Source organism: Arthrobacter sp. fls2-241-R2A-172 (assembly GCF_030208885.1).
Classification (GTDB): domain Bacteria; phylum Actinomycetota; class Actinomycetes; order Actinomycetales; family Micrococcaceae; genus Arthrobacter.
The window spans coordinates 225590-244484 of the sequence record NZ_JARVTB010000004.1; the positions used below are offsets into that span (position 1 = coordinate 225590).

Annotated in this window: 14 protein-coding genes; 10 read left to right on the forward strand and 4 right to left on the reverse strand. The window is 64.0% G+C overall.

From position 1 onward, the window contains the following. Positions 1–159: 159 nt before the first annotated feature. Complete coding sequence (locus QRM57_RS09215) at positions 160–2985, forward strand: S8 family serine peptidase (RefSeq protein ID WP_284986371.1); 2826 nt, start codon at positions 160–162, stop codon at positions 2983–2985. A 79-nt stretch (positions 2986–3064) separates the two neighbouring features. On the opposite strand, the gene QRM57_RS09220 is transcribed toward QRM57_RS09215, so the two are convergent. Further along, on the reverse strand, positions 3065–4414 hold the full coding sequence (locus tag QRM57_RS09220; RefSeq protein WP_284986372.1) for an acyltransferase family protein: 1350 nt from the start codon (positions 4412–4414) through the stop codon (positions 3065–3067). A gap of 116 nt (positions 4415–4530) precedes the next feature. Next, positions 4531–5544 carry a phosphatase PAP2 family protein gene (locus tag QRM57_RS09225; RefSeq protein ID WP_284986373.1) on the reverse strand — a complete coding sequence of 338 codons (1014 nt, stop codon included), beginning with the start codon at positions 5542–5544 and terminating at the stop codon, positions 4531–4533. Between the two features lie 53 nt (positions 5545–5597). Between QRM57_RS09225 and QRM57_RS09230 the strand changes: the two genes are divergently transcribed. From QRM57_RS09230 to QRM57_RS09245, 4 genes are read left to right on the forward strand one after another with little or no spacing between them, the layout of a single operon-like run. Then, entirely contained in the window at positions 5598–7016 is a 1419-nt protein-coding gene (locus QRM57_RS09230; RefSeq protein ID WP_235517260.1) for an ABC transporter substrate-binding protein, read from the forward strand. Beyond that, a complete protein-coding gene (locus tag QRM57_RS09235; RefSeq protein ID WP_284986374.1) occupies positions 7013–7975 on the forward strand; it encodes a carbohydrate ABC transporter permease in 963 nt (320 codons plus the stop codon). Before QRM57_RS09230 ends, QRM57_RS09235 begins: the two co-directional genes overlap by 4 nt. Positions 7976–7983: 8 nt before the next feature. Beyond that, positions 7984–8856, forward strand: coding sequence for a carbohydrate ABC transporter permease (locus QRM57_RS09240; RefSeq protein WP_284986375.1), 873 nt, complete (start codon positions 7984–7986; stop codon positions 8854–8856). A gap of 28 nt (positions 8857–8884) precedes the next feature. Next, entirely contained in the window at positions 8885–10258 is a 1374-nt protein-coding gene (locus QRM57_RS09245) for a glycoside hydrolase family 32 protein (protein WP_284986376.1), read from the forward strand. Between the two features lie 100 nt (positions 10259–10358). On the opposite strand, the gene QRM57_RS09250 is transcribed toward QRM57_RS09245, so the two are convergent. Then, on the reverse strand, positions 10359–11411 hold the full coding sequence (locus tag QRM57_RS09250) for a LacI family DNA-binding transcriptional regulator (RefSeq protein WP_284986377.1): 1053 nt from the start codon (positions 11409–11411) through the stop codon (positions 10359–10361). Positions 11412–11548: 137 nt separating this feature from the next. Here QRM57_RS09250 and QRM57_RS09255 point away from each other — a divergent pair, with 137 nt between their 5' ends. Next, positions 11549–12430, forward strand: a complete 882-nt coding sequence (locus tag QRM57_RS09255; RefSeq protein ID WP_284986378.1) for a helix-turn-helix domain-containing protein — start codon at positions 11549–11551, stop codon at positions 12428–12430. 12 nt (positions 12431–12442) lie between these two features. Here QRM57_RS09255 and QRM57_RS09260 read toward each other — a convergent pair whose 3' ends face one another. Continuing rightward, complete coding sequence (locus QRM57_RS09260) at positions 12443–13072, reverse strand: DUF2510 domain-containing protein (RefSeq protein WP_284986379.1); 630 nt, start codon at positions 13070–13072, stop codon at positions 12443–12445. 103 nt (positions 13073–13175) lie between these two features. On the opposite strand from QRM57_RS09260, the gene QRM57_RS09265 reads away from it, so the two are divergent. The 4 genes from QRM57_RS09265 to menD all read left to right on the forward strand — a co-directional run bounded on the left by QRM57_RS09265 (position 13176) and on the right by menD (position 18895). Next, on the forward strand, positions 13176–13769 hold the full coding sequence (locus QRM57_RS09265; protein ID WP_284986380.1) for a hypothetical protein: 594 nt from the start codon (positions 13176–13178) through the stop codon (positions 13767–13769). Between the two features lie 60 nt (positions 13770–13829). Next, entirely contained in the window at positions 13830–14849 is a 1020-nt protein-coding gene (locus tag QRM57_RS09270) for an o-succinylbenzoate synthase (RefSeq protein ID WP_284986381.1), read from the forward strand. Positions 14850–14926: 77 nt separating this feature from the next. After that, positions 14927–17017, forward strand: coding sequence for a PhoX family protein (locus tag QRM57_RS09275; RefSeq protein WP_284986382.1), 2091 nt, complete (start codon positions 14927–14929; stop codon positions 17015–17017). A 165-nt stretch (positions 17018–17182) separates the two neighbouring features. Beyond that, on the forward strand, positions 17183–18895 hold the full coding sequence (gene menD, locus QRM57_RS09280) for a 2-succinyl-5-enolpyruvyl-6-hydroxy-3-cyclohexene-1-carboxylic-acid synthase (RefSeq protein WP_284986383.1): 1713 nt from the start codon (positions 17183–17185) through the stop codon (positions 18893–18895).

Sequence of the window (18895 nt, forward strand, 5' to 3'; positions counted from 1 at the left end):
GAATTCCTCCAACCGGCCCTTGGTGTTCACCGCCGCGGAGACGTGACTCACGGGAGATTCGCAGGAATCTCAAATTCTTGGCTAAACTCATTTTTGGCTGCGCTCGCGGCCATTTTTCAGCGCTCTTTGGGGGGCGTTTTGAGTAAAGGGCGACTGTTCATGCATAACCAGCGGAAAGCCGTGGTTAGTTCTCGTTTAATCCTTCTCAGTGTCGTGGCCGTGGTGGGCGCAGCGCTGCCTGCACTCCCGGCCGCAGCTGTCGACACGCCTGCGCCGCCGCTTCCCAGCGCCGCGCCTCTGCCGGTGACATCAACCATTCCGGCAACTCCGACAGACCAGTTCATTGTGAAGTTCAAGGATCGCGCGGGGATCCAGTCCGTGGACCCGCAGAAGTCCTTCAATGAAGCCGCCGACTCTGTGGGCGTACCCGTCAAGAGCCTGCGGACCACCTCCACCGGGGAGGAAGTGGTCAAAACCGACCGTAAACTCGCAGCCCAGGAGGCAAGTGCGCTGGTGGCCACACTGGCCGCCGACCCGGCCGTGGAGTACGCCGAACCCGATGCCATTATGCAGACCTTGGCCACGGCGCCCAACGATACCTATTACAACCTCCAGTGGGGCCTTGGCGCGGGAACAGGGGGCATCAATGCTTTGGGGGCGTGGGATGTCAGCCGGGGCGAAGGCAGCACAGTCGCCGTCATCGACACCGGTATCCTGGACCACAGCGACCTGAACGCAAACGTCCTGCCCGGGTATGACATGATCTCCAACGCGACGACGGCCCGTGATGGCGATGGCCGCGACCCGAATCCCCGCGACGAAGGTGACGCAACCTCCGACAACCAGTGTGCAGCTGGGCGCGCAGGTGCCCGGTCGTCCTGGCATGGCACCCACGTCGCCGGCATCATCGCCGCAGTTGCCGGTAACAACAAGGGCGTAGCCGGCGTTGCTCCGAAGGCCAAGATCGTGCCCATCCGAGCCATTGGAACCTGCGGCGGTTACACGTCAGACATCGCAGACGGTATCAGGTGGGCAGCCGGTGGTGCGGTGCCCAGCGTCCCCGCCAACGCCAACCCTGCCCGTGTGATAAACCTCAGCGTGGGCGGCCGCGGGACCTGCTCAGCCACTTACCAGAATGCCTTGGACTTCGCCCGGAGCCAGGGTACAGCCGTTGTGGTAGCTGCTGGCAACGAGAACGTTGACGCGTCCCTGGTCAGCCCGGCCAACTGCAACAACGTCATCACGGTTGGAGCAAGCACCCGGACCGCTGAGAGGGCCTACTACTCCAACTTTGGCGCGAACGTGGACGTCATGGCTCCCGGCGGAGACATGACGAAAGACGCACTGAACGGGATCGTGTCCACGCTCAACCAGGGTGCTGATACAGCCACCATCGAGGATTACTACCTGAAATCCGGTACTTCCATGGCGGCCCCCCACGTCGCAGCTGTTGCAGCGATGATGCTGGCCACGCTTCCCGCCCTCACACCGGCAGACGTCGAACAGCGCCTGAAGGCCAATGCCCGTCCGGTAGCAGGTTGCACAGGGTGCGGTTCGGGTCTGGTAGACGCCAACGCCACGGTGAAGCAGGTGGCCGCGGACGCAGCACCGATCGTTGCAGGAACCCCGACCATTGCCGGCGAGGCCGCAGTGGGTAAGACCCTGACCGCCGACCGCGGCACGTGGTCCAATGTGGAGTCTGCACAATGGACGTACCAGTGGAACCGATGGGGCGCACCCATTGCCGGTGCCACTGACCCCACCTACACTTTGGTGGCAGACGACTACCAAGCTGCGATAACTGTGACGGTTACTGCCACTAAGTCCTATGTTCCGGCTGTGTCAGCTACTTCCGAACCCACAGCGCAGGTCACTCCAGGTACTTTGAGTGGCGTGGTTCCCCTTATTGTTGGCAATGCCTATGTCGGGAGCACCCTGACCGTCGATGCCGGAACCTGGGAACCAGCGCCCGTGGAATTGCGTTACAACTGGACGCGCCATAAGGCGGGTACCACGGGTGACAACGTTTCCAGCCTGCCGGAATACACACTCACAGGCGAGGACGTTGGTTCCACGCTGACGGTGGAAGTAACGGGCGTAAAGACGCCGTACTGGTTGCTGCAAATGACCAGCAAGCCCACGTCCACAGTTGTCGCCGCAGACAAAGCGGTGACCCCCGCGCCTGTCATCTTCAACGAAGAGCCATACATGGCCAATGACAGCTACACCATCCCGGAGTCGGAGTCAGTGAATTACCTGGTGGACGGTAAAACTGTCGTTGCCGGTACCCGCACTGCCCGCGGCCAGGTGAAGGTCACTGCCCAGCCGAAGGAAGGCTGGGCGCTGCTTAACGGCGCCACCTCCGAATGGAAGGCCTACTTCAGCAGCAAGGGCCCGGACTTCACTGCGCCGGCCGTTTCGCCATTCAAGGATGTCCTGACCACCCAGCAGTTCTATAAAGAAATGTCCTGGTTGGCGGATCGCAAAATCTCCACGGGCTGGGTTGAAGCGGACCAGTCGGTCACCTACAGGCCGGTAACACCCATCAACCGCGATGCCATGGCTGCGTTCCTGTATCGGATGGCTGGATCTCCCGATTACACGCCGCCCGCGCAGTCGCCGTTCAAGGATGTCCTGACCACCCAGCAGTTCTACAAGGAAATGTCCTGGCTTGCCGATAGTGGCATTTCGTCGGGTTGGACCGAATCGGACGGATCTCGGACTTACCGGCCGCTGAACCCCATCAACCGCGATGCGATGGCTGCCTTCCTTTACCGTTTGGCTAACAAACCGGATTATGAAGCTCCCACGACTCCGCCTTTCAGTGATCTTGACCCGAACCAGCAGTTCTACAAAGAGATGGTCTGGATGAAGGTCACCGGCATTTCGACAGGTTGGCAGATCGGCGAAGGCAACTTCGTCTATAAGGCTCTCGAGCCCATCAACCGCGACGCCATGGCGGCCTTCCTCTACCGCATGCCATAGCTAGCAATCCTGACCACAGAGAACGGCCGCAGAACACCCCCATCAGGTTGCTCTGCGGCCGTTTGGCTTTCAAAGAGGCTCAGGAGACCACCGCGACCGGACGGGGCGACTTCCACGCCCGGTCAGGAACGTTGCCCGTCACCAAAACCACTGCAACCACCAGTAGCACCAGTCCCCACGTCGCGTTGACTGTATCCAACGCTGTCCGCATCACCACGAAGGGCGGGATGATCGCCACTACGGTCCCCGTCAGGATGCGCCACATCGCGGGCCGGGCCGCACCTGGAGTGAGCGCGGTGCCGGCTAGCTCCAGCCGGACCAGTGGTGTGGACACCAGGAGCACAAGCGCCCATGCAGCCAGGTAGAACAGGGGACGACTCAACCACCACTCGGCGCTCGCCGGCTCGGGGAACGGAAGCCGGAGGAGCAGCGCGATGCCAAACATCGCGATGATCAGCGGGAGGTGCCACAGGTAGATGGTCATGGCCCTGCTGCCGACCACGAACATGGTCTTTTGCACCCAGCCGACCCTCACGAACCCCTGCAAAACGGGATACACGGCCTTGACCAGGAGGACATGGGCCAGACCCACAAGGATCAGCGGGAACATCGGCGGGTTTTGGTTGGTCAGCATGTCCACCGGGTACGGACCGGCGTGGGTCAGTGGAACCAGCGCAACGTAACAGGCCACAGCTCCCAGAATCAGCTTCCAGCGCGCAAATCGATCAAAGAATCCGTCCGCATAGAAGAACCCAAGTTGCTGCAGCAACCCCCAAACGAACACCATGTTCAGCAACCCGATCGGATTTGAGTCGAAGCCCCAGGGATTGTGCTCCAAGCCCAGGCGAAAAACATCGACGACGACGGCGCCCGCGGCCAGCGCCGCAATGGTCCGGTAGGGTGCCACGCTGTGGAGTTTGGCCATGGTGGGCACCATGGCTTGGCAGATGAGGTATGCGGCCAGGAACCACAATTGAACTCCGGCGCCCGCAGCGATAACCGTGAGCAGATCGCCGGGGACGCCGGCCGCCGTCGCACTCCACAACGCAACGGCGAGGAACGCGTACAAGGCAACCGTGGGGCGGACCAGCCGCAGCACCCGGTTGCGAAGGTAGTCGCCGGCGTCACCGCCGCGGCGTTGCAGGCTTCGCCACGAAGTCAGTGACGCGAATCCGCCCACCACGAAGAAGAGTGGCATGACCTGACCGAACCACGTCCCTTGGGCGAACCAGCTCAGGGACGTCAACGGATTTCCGACTCCAATGCCGGACCCGTCCACACTGATGCCCATCATGAGCAAGTGGACAGCCACGACTGCGAACATGCACGCGACCCGGATAAGGTCCACAATCAGGTCCCGGGAATCGGGGATCGCAATTGGCCCGGCGGAGGGTTGAGTCCACAGCTTAGCGGTGGGGGTGGAAGACATGAAGGCTCCTCGGATCTTGCACTGTTATTCCAACGATTGGATTAATAGTAATGCAAGGAATCCGGGGATGCCATGGGTAGATCTATCGACGCGGAGAAAGGGCTGGGAGCGGGCCTTTAGCTTTTGCGTGCCGCCAGGCCGAACAGCCAAGTGCCCCCCAGGGCTGAGAGGTAACCGGCGATCACGATGAATGCGGTGCCGGCCCAGAAGTAGTCGACGGTACTGTCGGCGCTCAACCCGGGCATGACCTGCATCAAGGAGTAGCCGGCCACTGCGATGGCTATCAGCAGGGCGGCAACGGTGAGCCATACCCAGAGCCGGGAGGCCGCCCAGTGTTCGCCGTATCCCTTCCACGCGTTCCAGCTGCTGCCGGTCCGGAGGATGAGCCAGCCCGCCGGGAGCATTACAGCGCCCACCACCAGGAAGGCCGCAACGACGTCGGCCGGGCGATGCCACTGGTTGATGAGCGTCGAGACGCCGGTGGCAACTGCGAAGGTGCTGCCCAGGAAGCCTGCCAGCGGGCGCCAGCGCGGTGAGACCATGAGGAAGACGGCGGCCGCTGCGGAAGCGGCCAAGGTGGTGTGCCCCGAGGGGAGCGAGTTGAGCTCCAGCGTCTGCACTCCGCGGTCGGGCCTGTCTGGAATGAGGAATTTGAGGATCTGGGTGGCCGCGTTGGCTCCGATGCAGGCGACTACGGCGATTCCCGCAGCAGTCCACCGCCGCCGGGCTACCGTGACAAAGATGACCATGAGGGTGGCAATGGCCAGGGAGAGCATGGGGAGCATATCCAGCAGGCTGGTGGATGCGCGCCCCGCGGTTCCACCCAGCTCGGTTGCTTCGACCAATGCGGACTCATCAATGAACTGGCCCATGGTGGTGCGCACGAAGAAGTAGTAGGTCGCAGCAAGGCCTACGACGCTGGCGATGGTGGCCAGGATGAAAAGGAATCCTGTGCCGGAGCCGGCATCGCGTGCTTGGAGCGGCCGTTTGCTTGACCTCCCGCTGGTGCGGAATTGCTGGGAACTCATTCTCTCAAGACTGCCACAATTCGCTGGACGCCTCGTGTGAAGTGTGCTCCGGCGCGGCGGGCCGAGGTGAGGCCTGTGCAACATTCCTGTGACGCTTGACACGTGTTAGGTGCCGAGCATAGTGTTCCTAACACGTGTTAGGAAAGGGAATCTACATGTCGGGAACCAACGGGGCTTTGCGTCAATTCACACGCAGAAGTGCCCTCACAGCCCTCGGCGCCGGGATTGTTGGAGTAACTGCGGCATCGTGGCCGCGACTCACAGGAGCAGACATTCCGGGCAGGGGAGACAACAGCCTCAGTATCGCCATCATGGGCACCGCCGCAGACGCCGCAGCCCGCCAGAAGGTCATCGACGCCTTCGCCAAAGTGCACCCCGAAATCAAGGTCAAGGTCCAAGCCATCCAGGCCGTGGACTGGAAGGACTTCTTCACCAAGATCCTCACCATGGTGGCGGCGGGAACCCCGCCGGACGTGGTCTACGTGGCCACCGAAGGCGCCCAGCTGTTCGCGGAAAAACTGGCCCACCCGCTGGACGAGTACTTGCGCCGCGACGCAGCGGACATGAAGGAATACTTTGCGGACGTCCACCCCAGCCTGGTGGAAGCGTTCATGTACAAGGGCAGCCTGTTCCAGCTCCCCATCGACTGGAACGCCGCCAACATGTACTACAACACCACGGCGCTCACTAAAGCCGGACTCGAGCGGCCCGCCGACAATTGGACGCACACCGACTTCCGGAGCACCCTGGCCGCCATGAAGAAGGCCAATCCCAAGGACTTCACTCCTTACTACTGGACCAACCGTCTCTTCGGCGGAGTGGTGCCGTGGCTCTACGCCAACGACACCAGCTTCCTCAAAGAGACCAAGTCACCGGGCGGGGAGTGGTTCTGGGACGGCTTCTACGCCAACGACCCCACCCGAAGCCTCCGCTCCGGCGGCTACCAATGGCTCGAACCAAACGCCGACGATCCCCGGGTTTTCGAGTCCTTCGACTACCTCCGCGGACTGGTCAAGGACGGACTCGGTGTTCGGCCCGAAGAAGGCGGCGGCAGTTCGCTGATCGGCCTCTTCGCCTCCAACAGGATAGGTACGACGCCGGCAGGCGGCTATTGGGTGCAAGGCCTCCACGAAGCGGGGATGACAGAGAACGACTTCGACGTCCAGTTCTTCCCGAAGTGGCGGTCCCAGCGGCACCAGTTCGGTACGGCCGGGTACGCGATCATGAAGACCGCCAAGGATAAGGACGCCGCCTGGGAATGGGTGAAGTTCAGCTCCAGCCTCGAAGCCATGCAGATCGTGTTCCCCACGCCCAACACCACTCCGGCCCGGCGCTCGATGGTCAACGAGCAGCTCTACTCGGGAACCGGGCCCCGGAACTGGAAGGTCTTCTACGACACCTTGGACCGTTTCCCCACCACAGGTCCCATTCCAGCGCCACCCCAGCAGGCCGCCGTCGAGACCGCCCTGATGAAAAACGTCAGCCTTGCCGTCAGCGGCGACGAGCGCCAACTCAAGGACGCCCTCAGCTCCATGCAACGCGACCTTGAACTTGCCTTGAGGAGGCAGCCATGAGCACCGCAACCAGCACGCCCACTGGGACGGGAAGCGAACCGGGACGCAAAACAGCCCACAAGCACAGCCAGCCGTCCAAGCGCGGCCGCGTGCAACAACGATGGCTCCCTTGGGCCTTCCTCGCGCCAACGATCGTGGGCATGGGCATCTTCACCCTGCTGCCGATCATTGCCTCCATTGCGCTGGCGTTCTTCCGCTGGGACATCATCTCGGCGCCGACGTTCGTGGGATTCGACAACTTTGCCGAAGTAGTCCAGGACCCCACCGTCCGCGTCTCATTCGTGAACACCATCGTGTTTGTGGTGGTGGCCGTGGCGCTGCAGCTGGGTTTGGCCCTTGGGCTTGCAATCATGGTGCAGGAGAAGCTCCCGGCCTGGCTGAGGGTGTTCTTTCGGTCCGCCTTCTTCTTCCCGCTGATCCTGTCCGCGGCGTCGGTCTCCATCTTCATGCGCTACCTCTTCAACGAGCAGTTCGGCGTCGTGAACTGGATGCTCTCGTTGATCGGAATCCCGGCAGTCCCGTGGCTGACGACGCCGGGAGGGTCGGCCGCCGTCGTCATCCTTGTCTACGTGTGGCAGAACTTCGGGTTCTCGTTCCTGCTGTTCATCGGCGGCCTGGCGTCGATTCCCGTGGAGACGTACGAGGCTGCGTCGATCGACGGTGCCACGGGTTGGCGCAAGCACTTCTACGTCACGCTTCCGCTCCTCAGTCCCACCACCCTGGTGGCCTCCGTCATGGCCATCATCAACGCCCTCCAAGTGTTCGACCAGCCCTACGTCCTCACCCGCGGTGGGCCCGGCGACTCGACGCGGACGGCGGTGATGGTGATTTTCGAGTCCGCGTTCCAGCGCCTCGAGTTCGGCCAGGCTTCAGCGATCGGCGTGATCCTGACGCTCATCATCATGGCCATCACCGCCGCGCAGTTCCGGCTCAGCAAACGATTCGTCTTCTACCAGTGAGGCCCGCCATGACCACCATTCAAGAACGTGTCACCACCACGGCGCCCGCAGTCACCCGGAAGAAGCGGGACTGGTCAGTGGCCGGCCGCATCATCGTCCTGCTGATAGCGTCCGTCTTTGTCCTTGGTCCGGTGTTGTGGACGCTGTCCACCTCGCTGCGGCCGCCGTCGGAATCCTTCAAACTTCCGCCCGCGTTCCTGCCGCTGAACCCGGACCTCACCTCCTATACGCAGGTCTTCAAGCAGCTCAACATCGTGCTGCTGGTGGTGAACAGTGCCCTGGTGACGGGGCTGATCGCCGTCGGACAAATGGTGACGGCGGCGCTGGCCGGCTACGCCTTCGCGCACCTTCGCTTCAAGGGGCGCGGTGCCCTGTTCTCAATTGTGCTGGCCACCATGATGGTGCCCGCGCAGGTGACGATCGTGCCGGTGTTCATGCTCATCCGCGGCGTGGGGCTTTCCGACACACTGCTCGCGCTGATCATTCCGGCTATCCCGACGGCGTTCGGTACCTTCCTGATGCGCCAGTACTTCATGGGGTTGCCGGGTGAGCTCGCTGAAGCGGCTGCGATCGACGGCGCCTCGCCGTGGCGGACCTTCCGGTCCGTGTACGCTCCGCTGGCCATGCCGGGCCTGGCGATCGTGGGCATCCTGGCGTTCAACTTCCACTGGAACGAGTTCTTCCGGCCACTCATTATGACCATCTCGGAGCAGAACTTCACGCTGCCCCTGGGCCTTGTCTCGCTTCAAGGCAACCTCGGCACTGGAAGCATCTCCGTGGTGCTCGCCGGTGTTGTCCTGTCCATGATTCCCGCACTGGTGGTGTTCATGTTCGGCCAGCGCGCGCTGCAGGACGGACTCACCGCAGGCACGGGCAAGTAATCTTCTCTTCACTCTGAAAGGGGTTCCGTTGACGGACCTTGCACTCTCTTCCACTCTGTCTCTGGCGGCGACACATCCGGATTCCGCGTTTCCGCGCTTCCACCCGCGTCCGGCGCAAGGATGGATCAACGACCCCAACGGCGTCAGCTACATCGGCGGCCGGTACCACGTGTTTTTCCAGTACAACCCCTTGTCCGCGCGGCATTCCCAGATCTGCTGGGGCCACGTGAGCTCCCCGGACCTGGTCCGCTGGGAAGAACACCCGGTGGCGCTGTCACCACAGCCGGGCGGGCCGGACTCCGCGGGCTGCTGGACAGGTGTCGTCACCTCCGACGACGGCGTGCCGACCGCTGCTTACTCCGGAGTCAAGGATCACGGGGGGCATTCGCAGGTGGTCATTGCCCGGGGTTCCTCGGACTTGGTGACCTGGTCCCAGGACGGGCATGTTGCCGCCTCCATGCCGGCCGATCCTCTTGTCACCGCCGTTCGCGACCCCTTCATCTTCCGCTTCAACGGTGCCCGCTACGCCATGCAGGGGGCGGGTCTTGCTGACGGTCGAGCTGCCCTGCTGCTGTACACGGTGGATTCCCTCGATGACTGGAAGTACCAGGGAATCTGGCTGACCACGGCTGATCCCGTCGCTGGGGAGCACGCTCCGGCCGAAATCTGGGAGTGCCCGCAACTGGTCCAGGTGCCGACGGGGGAATGGGTCATGATGTTCTCGCTGTGGCTCTCCGGGGACGACCATGAGCACGCCAACGGGGTCGGCCACCTGATCGGCTCGCTCACCGCGGACCCCAAGACCGGGCTGCCGGTCTTTACGCCCGTTACTGGAGGAAAATCCGATCTTGGACGGGATTTCTATGCGCCCCAGATCCTGCAGCTTTCCACCGGTTCCACGCCGTCTGCCCTGCTGTGGGGCTGGGCCAACGAGGGGCCCGGGCGCGATGGTCGCCGGGGCCGCACCCAAGAGGAAATCGACGACGCCGGATGGTCGGGTGTGCTGACACATCCTCGCGTCTTGTCCGTGGCTGATGGTTCCTTGGTTGTCGCTCCTGCGCCTGAGGTCCTCGCATACCGTGGTGCTGTCCTGGCGATGGGTGCTGCAGGATCGGTTGCCGTGCCCGGGTTTGCCGAGGTACTGGTGCGGGGTTCGGGTTCACCGGCCGGTTCCATCGACCTGGTGCTTGGCTCAGGGCCCGCGGCACAGGTGGTTTACTCAGGTTCCCTGGCTGAAGGGGAGGAGCTGAGGATCTTCCTCGACGCCTCCCTCGTGGAGGTATACCGTACCGGTTCCGTGGCTACGACGCTCCGCGCCTACCCCGCTCCCGGGGAGTCGTGGGAGCTCACCCTGCCCCCGGGCGCGACTGCCGACGTGTGGGAGTTGGCGCTGCCGCGCTAAGGCGGCAGGCCGGCGTCGTTCGCTGACCTGCGTTGTGAGGCCCGCTCTGCAGGGTATTTCGCCCTTTTAGGGTGCAGAGCGGGCCTCACAACGTGGCAGGTCAGCGGGTTGGCGCCGGGCCAGTGGATTCGCGGATGACAAGGCGGCACGGGACCATCGTTTCCTTCGTGGTTTCCTCCGTCGCGCCTTCGGTACGTTCCAGGGCGTCCAGCAGCGTGGTCATCGCCGCGCGCCCTACCTCCCGCAACGGCAGGGCCATGGTGGTGAGGGCGGGGACCATGGTGTCGGCGATCCGGGTCTCGTCGTCGTAGCCCATGATGGACAGGTCCGCAGGGACGTTCAGTCCAAGGCGTGCGGCTGCGAGGGCTACCCCGACGGCCAGCCGGTCGTTCGCGCACATGATGGCGGTGGGCCGGTCAGCCGGGGACACGCCGTCGAGCAGCTTCATGGCCCCGTGGAAACCGGCATCGATATCCCAGCCCGCCATGTGGATCCGCCCCTCGCTCGCTGCGAGCCCCGCAGTGGCGAAGGCGTCCCGGTAACCCTGCACGCGCAGGGGAGCCGCGGGAGAGTCCAAGGAACCGGCAAGCAGGGCAATATCCGTGTGGCCCAGTTGCAGGAGATGCTCCGTTGCCTCCCTGCCGCCGGTGACCTCGTCCGGGATGACATGGTGGAGCTGCGGCTTAGGGTGGGCGTCATAACAATTTGCCAGGACCGACGGGACACGAAGCATGCCTTGTGGCACCTCGATCGGTTTCAATCCCACCGTCACGTACATGAGCCCGTCTACTTGGCGATCCAACAGTGTCTCGATGGCGCTCGCATCACGGGCAGTATCGCTCTCTGTGTCCATGACCACCGTCACGAAACCGCGGCTCCGGGCGACGTCGTCTGCGCCGCCGATGATGTTGCCATCGAAGGGGCTGACCACCACCTCGTCGGACAGGATGCCGATGACCCGGGACCGCTGGTTTCGCAGGCTCAGCGCAATGGCGTTGGGGGAGTAGTTGAGCTCCTGGGCCGCCTGGCGGATCCGGTCCTGGCTCTCCTTTGCCACATTGCCGTCGCCGCGGCCGTTCAGTACCAGCGAGACCGCGCTCCGGGAAACTCCCGCCCTCTTGGCGACGTCCAGGGCGGTGGCCTTGCGGTTCATGGGAACGTCCTTCCGTGCTCTGCTTCCTGAAGTCTATCTAACGCGTGTGAGGGTACGATTCTGCGGGACTGGCTCCGTTGATAGGGGGTACAGGTTGTGGCCCCCTTAGTGAGGCGAGCCAGCGATACTGTAAATCCATGAACAACCTGCCTGACAACCGTGCCGACATCAAGGACTTCCTCGCTACCCGCCGCGCGAAACTCCTCCCGGAACAGGTTGGGCTTCCATCGGGCAGCAGGCGTCGGGTGCCGGGCCTTCGGCGCGAGGAAGTAGCCGTGCTGGCAGGCGTCAGCCCGGAGTGGTACGCCCGCTTGGAAAAGGGAAACATCAGCGGCGTTTCGGATGACGTCCTCTACGCCGTAGCCAGGGCGCTGCAACTGAGCGAAGAGGAGCGGACGTACTTGTTCGAGCTCGCCAAAGCGGCCCGGACCACGAATCGCGCCGCTCCCAGGCGGAAGGACACGGAAGTGGCCGCACCCGTCCAATGGATGGTGGACTCCATCACCCTGTCCGCGGCGTTCATCAGGAATGGCCGCCTGGACATCGTCGCCTCAAACGCCTTGGGACGGGCGCTGCACGCTCAAATGTTCGCCAGCGAAACCACTACGGCGAATGGGCGTCCCAACTTTGCCCGCTTCCATTTCCTGGATCCGGCGGCACGGGACTTCTACATCGACTGGGAAGCCGGCGCCGCTGCCACGGCGGCCCTTCTACGCGCAGAAGCCGGACGGGAGCCCCACGACCGGGCCTTGCGCGAACTGGTGGGCGAGCTCTCCACCCTGAGCCCCGAATTCAGGGAGCTTTGGGGATCACACGATATCCGGTTCCGCCACGAGGGCATGAAGCGGCTGCAACATCCCGTGGTGGGGTATCTGGAACTCACCTACCAGTCCCTCGCCCTGCCCACCCTGCCTCGGGCCGTCAACGAACTCAGCGTCTACACAGCGGAGCCAGGCACCGTCCACGAGGAACACATCAAGCTCCTGACCAGCTGGGCGGCAACCGCGGCTAAATTGTGAGCTGCGGGTGAGCTACGTGGTGACCGAGTAGCCGAGCTGGTTGTACATGGACTGCATCATGTTGGACGTCCAAATACCTGCAACCACCATGGTGAGTACGAACACGGCGATGGTGACCCAGATCGGCCACAGCCCACGTTTGGGGGCAACCTTGTTGACGACCACCGAGCGGCCAATCACGTACACAGCGGCGTTGAGGAACGCCCACGCCCAATGGAACGGACGCTCGACGCCGGACTTCAGCAGGCGCTGACGGTCCAGATAGGCGAAAAACACCGAGAGGCCATAGGCGATGAAACCCGATCCCAGGCTGAGGAAATACGCCGGGGTATACATCGAGAACGGGTCCACAGTGGTCGCGCCACTGCGGGTGGTGATCATCCGGAACTCCGGCTGCCAGAACAGCAGGAAGATGACCGAGACCAGCGGCAACAGCGTGATAGCCCAGATGAAGGGGTTGTAAACAGGTGTCCCCTCACTGATCCGCGGGCGTTGCGGCGTGAAGGCTGGCTGGTACTGCCCCTGGCGCGGGGCCTGGTTGGCTGCCCACGCGTGGCCGTCCCACCACCGGACAAACCTGGGGTCCGAAGGGTCCGGATACCAGCCGGCAGGTGTTGGTGAACCGGGCATTGATTGAGTCATGTTTCCCCCGCATTGAGTCGTGACTTTGAGAATATCGCGGTTGCCGTCCCTTAGTTGCCAGATGGCCCTCCCCAGGCGCCGCGTGGCGGTGTAAGCATGGAATATGAGCTTCTTCGACGACGTCCCTGAACTGCCGGAACGGCCACGCCAACCGCAGCCCATCCGGCCCGGATGGTTCGGTCCGCCCTCGGACGAGCTGCCGGGCATCCTGCCCATCGGAGCTTTCGTGTACCAAAGCGCCCACGTGGTGGTTGCGTTGAAGATGGCAGAGGTGTACTCCACTGGCTGTTTGCTGGACCTCAAGTGGTCCGTGCGGCGCATAGACGAGTCGGCCCAGGAATGGCGGGACATTCTGGAGCAAAGCTTCAGCCGTCCGGGACTGCCGGGAATCAAGGTCGGAGTCTCGCTCGCCGATGGGAGCAAGGCGATTGCCTCGCATCCCACGCCGGCAATGTTGGAGGACACCGAAGACGTCTCAGGGCCGCTCCTCACCCACCGGGGCGGCGGCGGAGGCAGTGCCGGGGATGAGCAAGTGGAGGGATCTGCGCAGTTCTGGCTATGGCCACTGCCCGGGGAGGGCGATATCCGCATCGTGGCCAAATGGGACGAACTGGGGGTACCCGAAAGCTCTCTGGTCCTTTCCGGAGCCCGGTTGGCTGATGTCCTTGGAACTGTCCAAAACTACTGGGCCGTTTGAGATGTCCACATAGGCCAACTGCCGCCGTGTGGCCCGCAAAGCCGCCGGTACAGTGGCACTATGCCTGCAAGCCTTCCTGACCTCGAAGAACTCCTGGACTCCGCCCACGTTGTGTCGCTGCCCATGCGCGTGAAGTTCCGGGGCATCATGCAGCGCGAAACCCTGCTGCTTCAGGGACCTCGCGGCTGGGGCGAGTTCTGCCCGTTCCCCGAGTACGACGACGAAGAGTCCTCCCGCTGGCTCGCTGCCGCCGTGGAGGCAGGTTGGGTGGGGTTTCCTTCGCCATTGCGGCATGTGATTCCGGTTAACGCCACAGTTCCGGCAGTTCGGGCCGAGCAGGTACCGGACGTCCTGGCCCGCTTTGGCCGGGTCGATGCTGTCAAGATCAAGGTCGCCGAGAAGGGACAGGAACTCGCCGACGACTTCGCGCGGGTAGCAGCAGTACGCCGGGCCCTTCCCGAGGCCGCCATCAGGGTGGATGCGAACGGTGGATGGAACGTTAACCAAGCTGTGGAGGCGCTTGGGGCGCTGTCATCGCAGGGCCTCGAGTACGCCGAGCAACCCGTTCCCACCATCGAAGGTTTGGCCGAGGTCCGCCGTCGGCTAGCCGAAGCAGGGACTCCGGTCCTGATCGCCGCCGACGAAAGTGTTCGCAAAGAGGATGACCCCCTCCGTGTAGCCAAGGCGGGGGCTGCGGACCTCATCGTCGTCAAGGTAGCACCGCTCGGGGGAGTCAGGCGGGCGTTGGACATCGTCGAGCAAGCCGGGCTGCCTGCCGTCGTCAGTTCTGCGCTGGACACCTCGGTGGGGATCCGTGCCGGGCTCGCGCTCGCAGCTTCCCTTCCGTCCCTTCCCTACGCCTGCGGCCTGGGCACGGTTTCCCTCTTTGCCTCAGACGTCACCTTGGATCCGTTGGTAGCCGACGACGGCGCTATACCGTTGCGTGACACGCACCCCGATCCCGGACTGCTGGAGCAGTACGCGGCTTCGGCGGACCGCCGGGATTGGTGGCTGGACCGGCTCCGACGGGTGCACGACGTCCTGGCGCGCGACCACCACCCTTTGTTCACCCAGCCTTAACCCGAGCGACCTCCCGGATTCGGATTCCGCTGAAAAGCTCAACGGGAATCCCGTACACCCTCTGGAAGGTCATCCCCATGTCTGAAACCACTGGACGCACGTTCCCGCTGCTCCCCATGCTCGGCCACACCAAAGGCAAGCGCAGCCCAGTCACGTGTGCTCTGAAATGCGACAACGCCTGCTCTGGCGATGTCTGCAACACCAGCACCAACGGCTACTTCAGGGACATCGCCTCCACGGCCATGTCACGCCGCGCGGCTCTTGGCCTCGGCGCTGCGGGTGCGCTCGCCGTCGTTCTTGGCAGCGCAGTGACCGGCACCGATGCCGCAGTCGCCGACTCCGGGAACGGACTCTCCGACGCTGCCAAGAAGGGCTTCGACAAGTCCAAGCTCAAGTTCACCGCGATCAAGCCGGTCGACGCCGCCGTCGACGAATTCACCGTCCCTGAGGGCTTCGGCTGGAACCCGATCATCCGTTGGGGTGACCCGTTGTTCAGCGACTCCCCGGCCTTCGACATCACCAAGCAGACCGCGGCCGCGCAGGCACGCCAGTTCGGCTACAACAACGACTACACGGACATCCTTCCGATCCCCGATTCCAAGGATCGCCGCGCTGTCCTGTTCACCAACCACGAGTACACCAACGAGAACATCATGCTGCCGGTCGGCTTCGATGCTGCCGAGGGCCGTGCCATCGGCCGCGCCGCCCACGGCCTCGCAGTGGTGGAGCTTGAGCGCAAGAACAAGAACAAGCCGTGGAGCTACGTCCAAGGCGCACCCCTGAACCGCCGCTTCCTCACCAACACCGTCTACGAGCTGACCGGCCCGGCTGCCGGTACAAACCTGGTCAAGACCATTGATGACCCAGCCGGCCGCTGGATCAAGGGCACGCTCGGAAACTGCTCCGGCGGCACCACCCCGTGGGGCACCATCCTCTCCGGCGAAGAAAACTTCAACGGATACTTCGTCGCGCCCGGCACGAGCGACTCGGACAAGCGCTACGGCCTCTCTGCCAAGCCCACCGCGCGGCAGTGGGAGCTGGACGAGCCCCGCTTCGACACCCGCAACTCCGGGTACACGAACGAAACCAACCGCTTTGGCTGGATCGTGGAAGTAGACCCCTTCGATCCCACATCCACTCCGAGGAAGCACTCGGCCATGGGCCGGTTCAAGCACGAGGGCGCCAACGTGATCGTTGCCCCCGATGGCCACGTGGTTGCCTACATGGGTGATGACGAGCGTTTCGACTACCTTTACAAGTTCGTCTCCAAGGGCAAGTACCAGCCCGGTGATTCGAAGGCTGCCCGCCAGAACAACATGAACCTTCTCTCAGAAGGCGACCTGTATGTGGCCCGCTTCACGGGTGACTCGCCCGCCGCCGAGATCGACGGTACCGGCAAGCTCCCGGCCGACGGCGCTTTCGACGGTTCGGGCGAATGGCTGCCCTTGGTGGTTGGTGGCGTCTCCGCGGTTCCGGGTATGTCCGTGGCCGAGGTCCTTGTGTACACCCGCCTGGCCGCTGACAAGGTCGGACCCACCAAGATGGACCGTTGCGAAGACGTCCAGCCCAACCTGCTCACGGGCAAGATCTACGTGGCCTGCACCAACAACTCCGACCGCGGCAAGGCCGGCAAGGAAGGCGCGACGGAGGTCAACCCCCGCACCCAGAACCGTGACGGCCACATCGTGGAGATCACTGAGGCGCCGGGGCAGACCGGCACCAAGTTCAACTGGACCCTCCTGCTTGTTGCGGGCGATCCGGCCAAGAACAAGTCCGCTTACTTCTCCGGCTTCCCGGCGGATAAGGTGTCGCCCATCTCCTGCCCCGACAATGTGGCCTTCGACTCGGTGGGCAACCTCTGGATCTCCACCGACGGTGCCCCGTCCACCATCGGCTACAACGACGGTCTGTTCAAGGTCACGTTGGAAGGCCCGGAGCGCGGCAAGGTGGAGCAGTTCCTGGCCGTACCCCGCGACGCCGAAACCTGTGGCCCGATCGTCCACGACGAAGAGCGCACGGTGTTTGTCGCCGTCCAGCACCCGGGTGAGGAAGGCACGTTCGACGCGCCGCACTCGTACTTCCCGGACTACGTTGCTGCAGGCGCCCCCGCTCCGGCCGGTGCCGTGCGGGCCCCGCGCCCTGCGATCGTGCAGGTCTTCCGCAAGTAGCACTGACCTTTCCTAAAACCACGAATGCTCTCCCGCCCGACCCCCGGGTGGGGGAGCATTCCCACACTGTCCCTCTCTCACGTCCCGCCCGGTTCCGGCGGACGCTCTCTCACATCCCGCCCGGTTCCGGCGGACGCTCCATCACCGCCCCAATAGACTGGAGCGGTGACTTCCCAGGACTCTCTGACATCCATCGCCGCCGCACGGATCGCCGTAACTACGCTGATCGACGGCGGTGTGCGGCATGTGGTGGTGGCGCCGGGTTCGCGGTCGGCCCCCATGGCCTACGCCCTCGCGGAAGCCGAAGCTGCGGGCCGGGTCCGGCTCCACGTGCGGATCGACGAACGCGACGCCGGATTCACGGCCCTGGGGTTGGCGCTCTCAACGGAAGCTCCCGTCGCTGTCGTCACCACCTCCGGGACGGCCGTGGGCAACCTTCTTCCGGCCGTGATGGAGGCCAACCATTCGGCCGTGCCCGTGGTTGTCATTTCCGCGGACCGGCCCGAAGAACTCCACGGGACCGGGGCCAACCAGACCACCATCCAACTGGACCTTTTCGGCGAGCACGTGCGATTCGCCGTCGACGTCCCCGCTGGGGACGATCCGCAGAAGGCTGTTGCCACTGCACTTTATGCCGCGACGGGCGCGCTGGAAGACACCCCGCCCGGCCCCGTCCAGCTGAACCTTGCGTTCCGTGATCCTTTGGTTCCAGCGGCCAACGACGCCCTCCCGGAAACGCAGGGACACGGCGTGTTCCATTACGACGCCGGTCCTCAGGCACTGGACCTGCCGGCGGCGTCCAGCGAACTCCCCGAGCGACGCACCGTGGTCCTCGCCGGTCACGATGCCGGACCCGTGGCCGAGGCTTTCGCGAGGGCGCATGGCTTGCCGTTGCTTGCAGAGCCATCATCCAACGCGCGCTTCGGCCCTAATGCAGTGGGCCCGTATCGCGTGCTGCTTCAGCATTTCGGGCCCGAATCTTCAACCCCGATCGACCGCGTGGTCCTGTTCGGCCGGGCAACGCTCTCGCGTCCCGTCGCGTCCCTGTTGGCGCGTGAGGCCGTACAGTCCGCCATCTACCAGCCGGTCCCGGTTGCCTGGTACGAGGCGGGACGGCGACGCGAAACGCCGATTGAAACACTCCCGGAGCTCGCGGATTTCGCGGGACGTGGCTCCGCGGAGTGGCTCGACTCCTGGCTCCTCGCCGCCGCCGCAGCCCAGCATGGCTTGGACAGCGTGTTGGCGGGGGAGAGTGCTGCCAATGGCCCGTCCGTCGGGGCAGCGGTTTGGGAACACGCCCGCGGCCAGCTGGTCCTCGGCTCCTCCAACGGCATCCGCGACGTCGACCTCGCGGGGCAACCACACACCGCGCCTATCGCAACGGTTTACGCCAACCGCGGCCTGGCCGGAATCGACGGCACCATCGCCACAGCCACGGGAATCGCGCTGGGGAGCGGCCGCGAAACCACTGCACTCCTGGGGGATGTCACTTTCCTCCACGACGCCGGCGGTTTGCTCATGGGACACGGTGAACCTGTTCCGGATCTTCGCATCGTGGTCCTCAACGATTCCGGCGGGGCCATCTTCAGCCTCCTGGAACACGGCGCCGTCGAAGACTCCGGCGCCTACGGCACCGCCGTCGAACGCCTTTTCGGTACCCCGCACTCAGTGGACATCGCGGCACTCGCGGCGGCCTACGGCGTCGGACACCAAGCGGTAAGTACGACGGCGGAACTTGCCGAAGCGCTGAAGTCGCCGCTGAAGGGGCGCACCATTGTGGAGGTGCGCGTGGACCGGGCGGGCTTGCGCGGACTCCATGCCCGGATCAAGGAAGCCATCTCCGAAGCCGTGGACAGGGTCCTGACGGCGAGGGGTTAG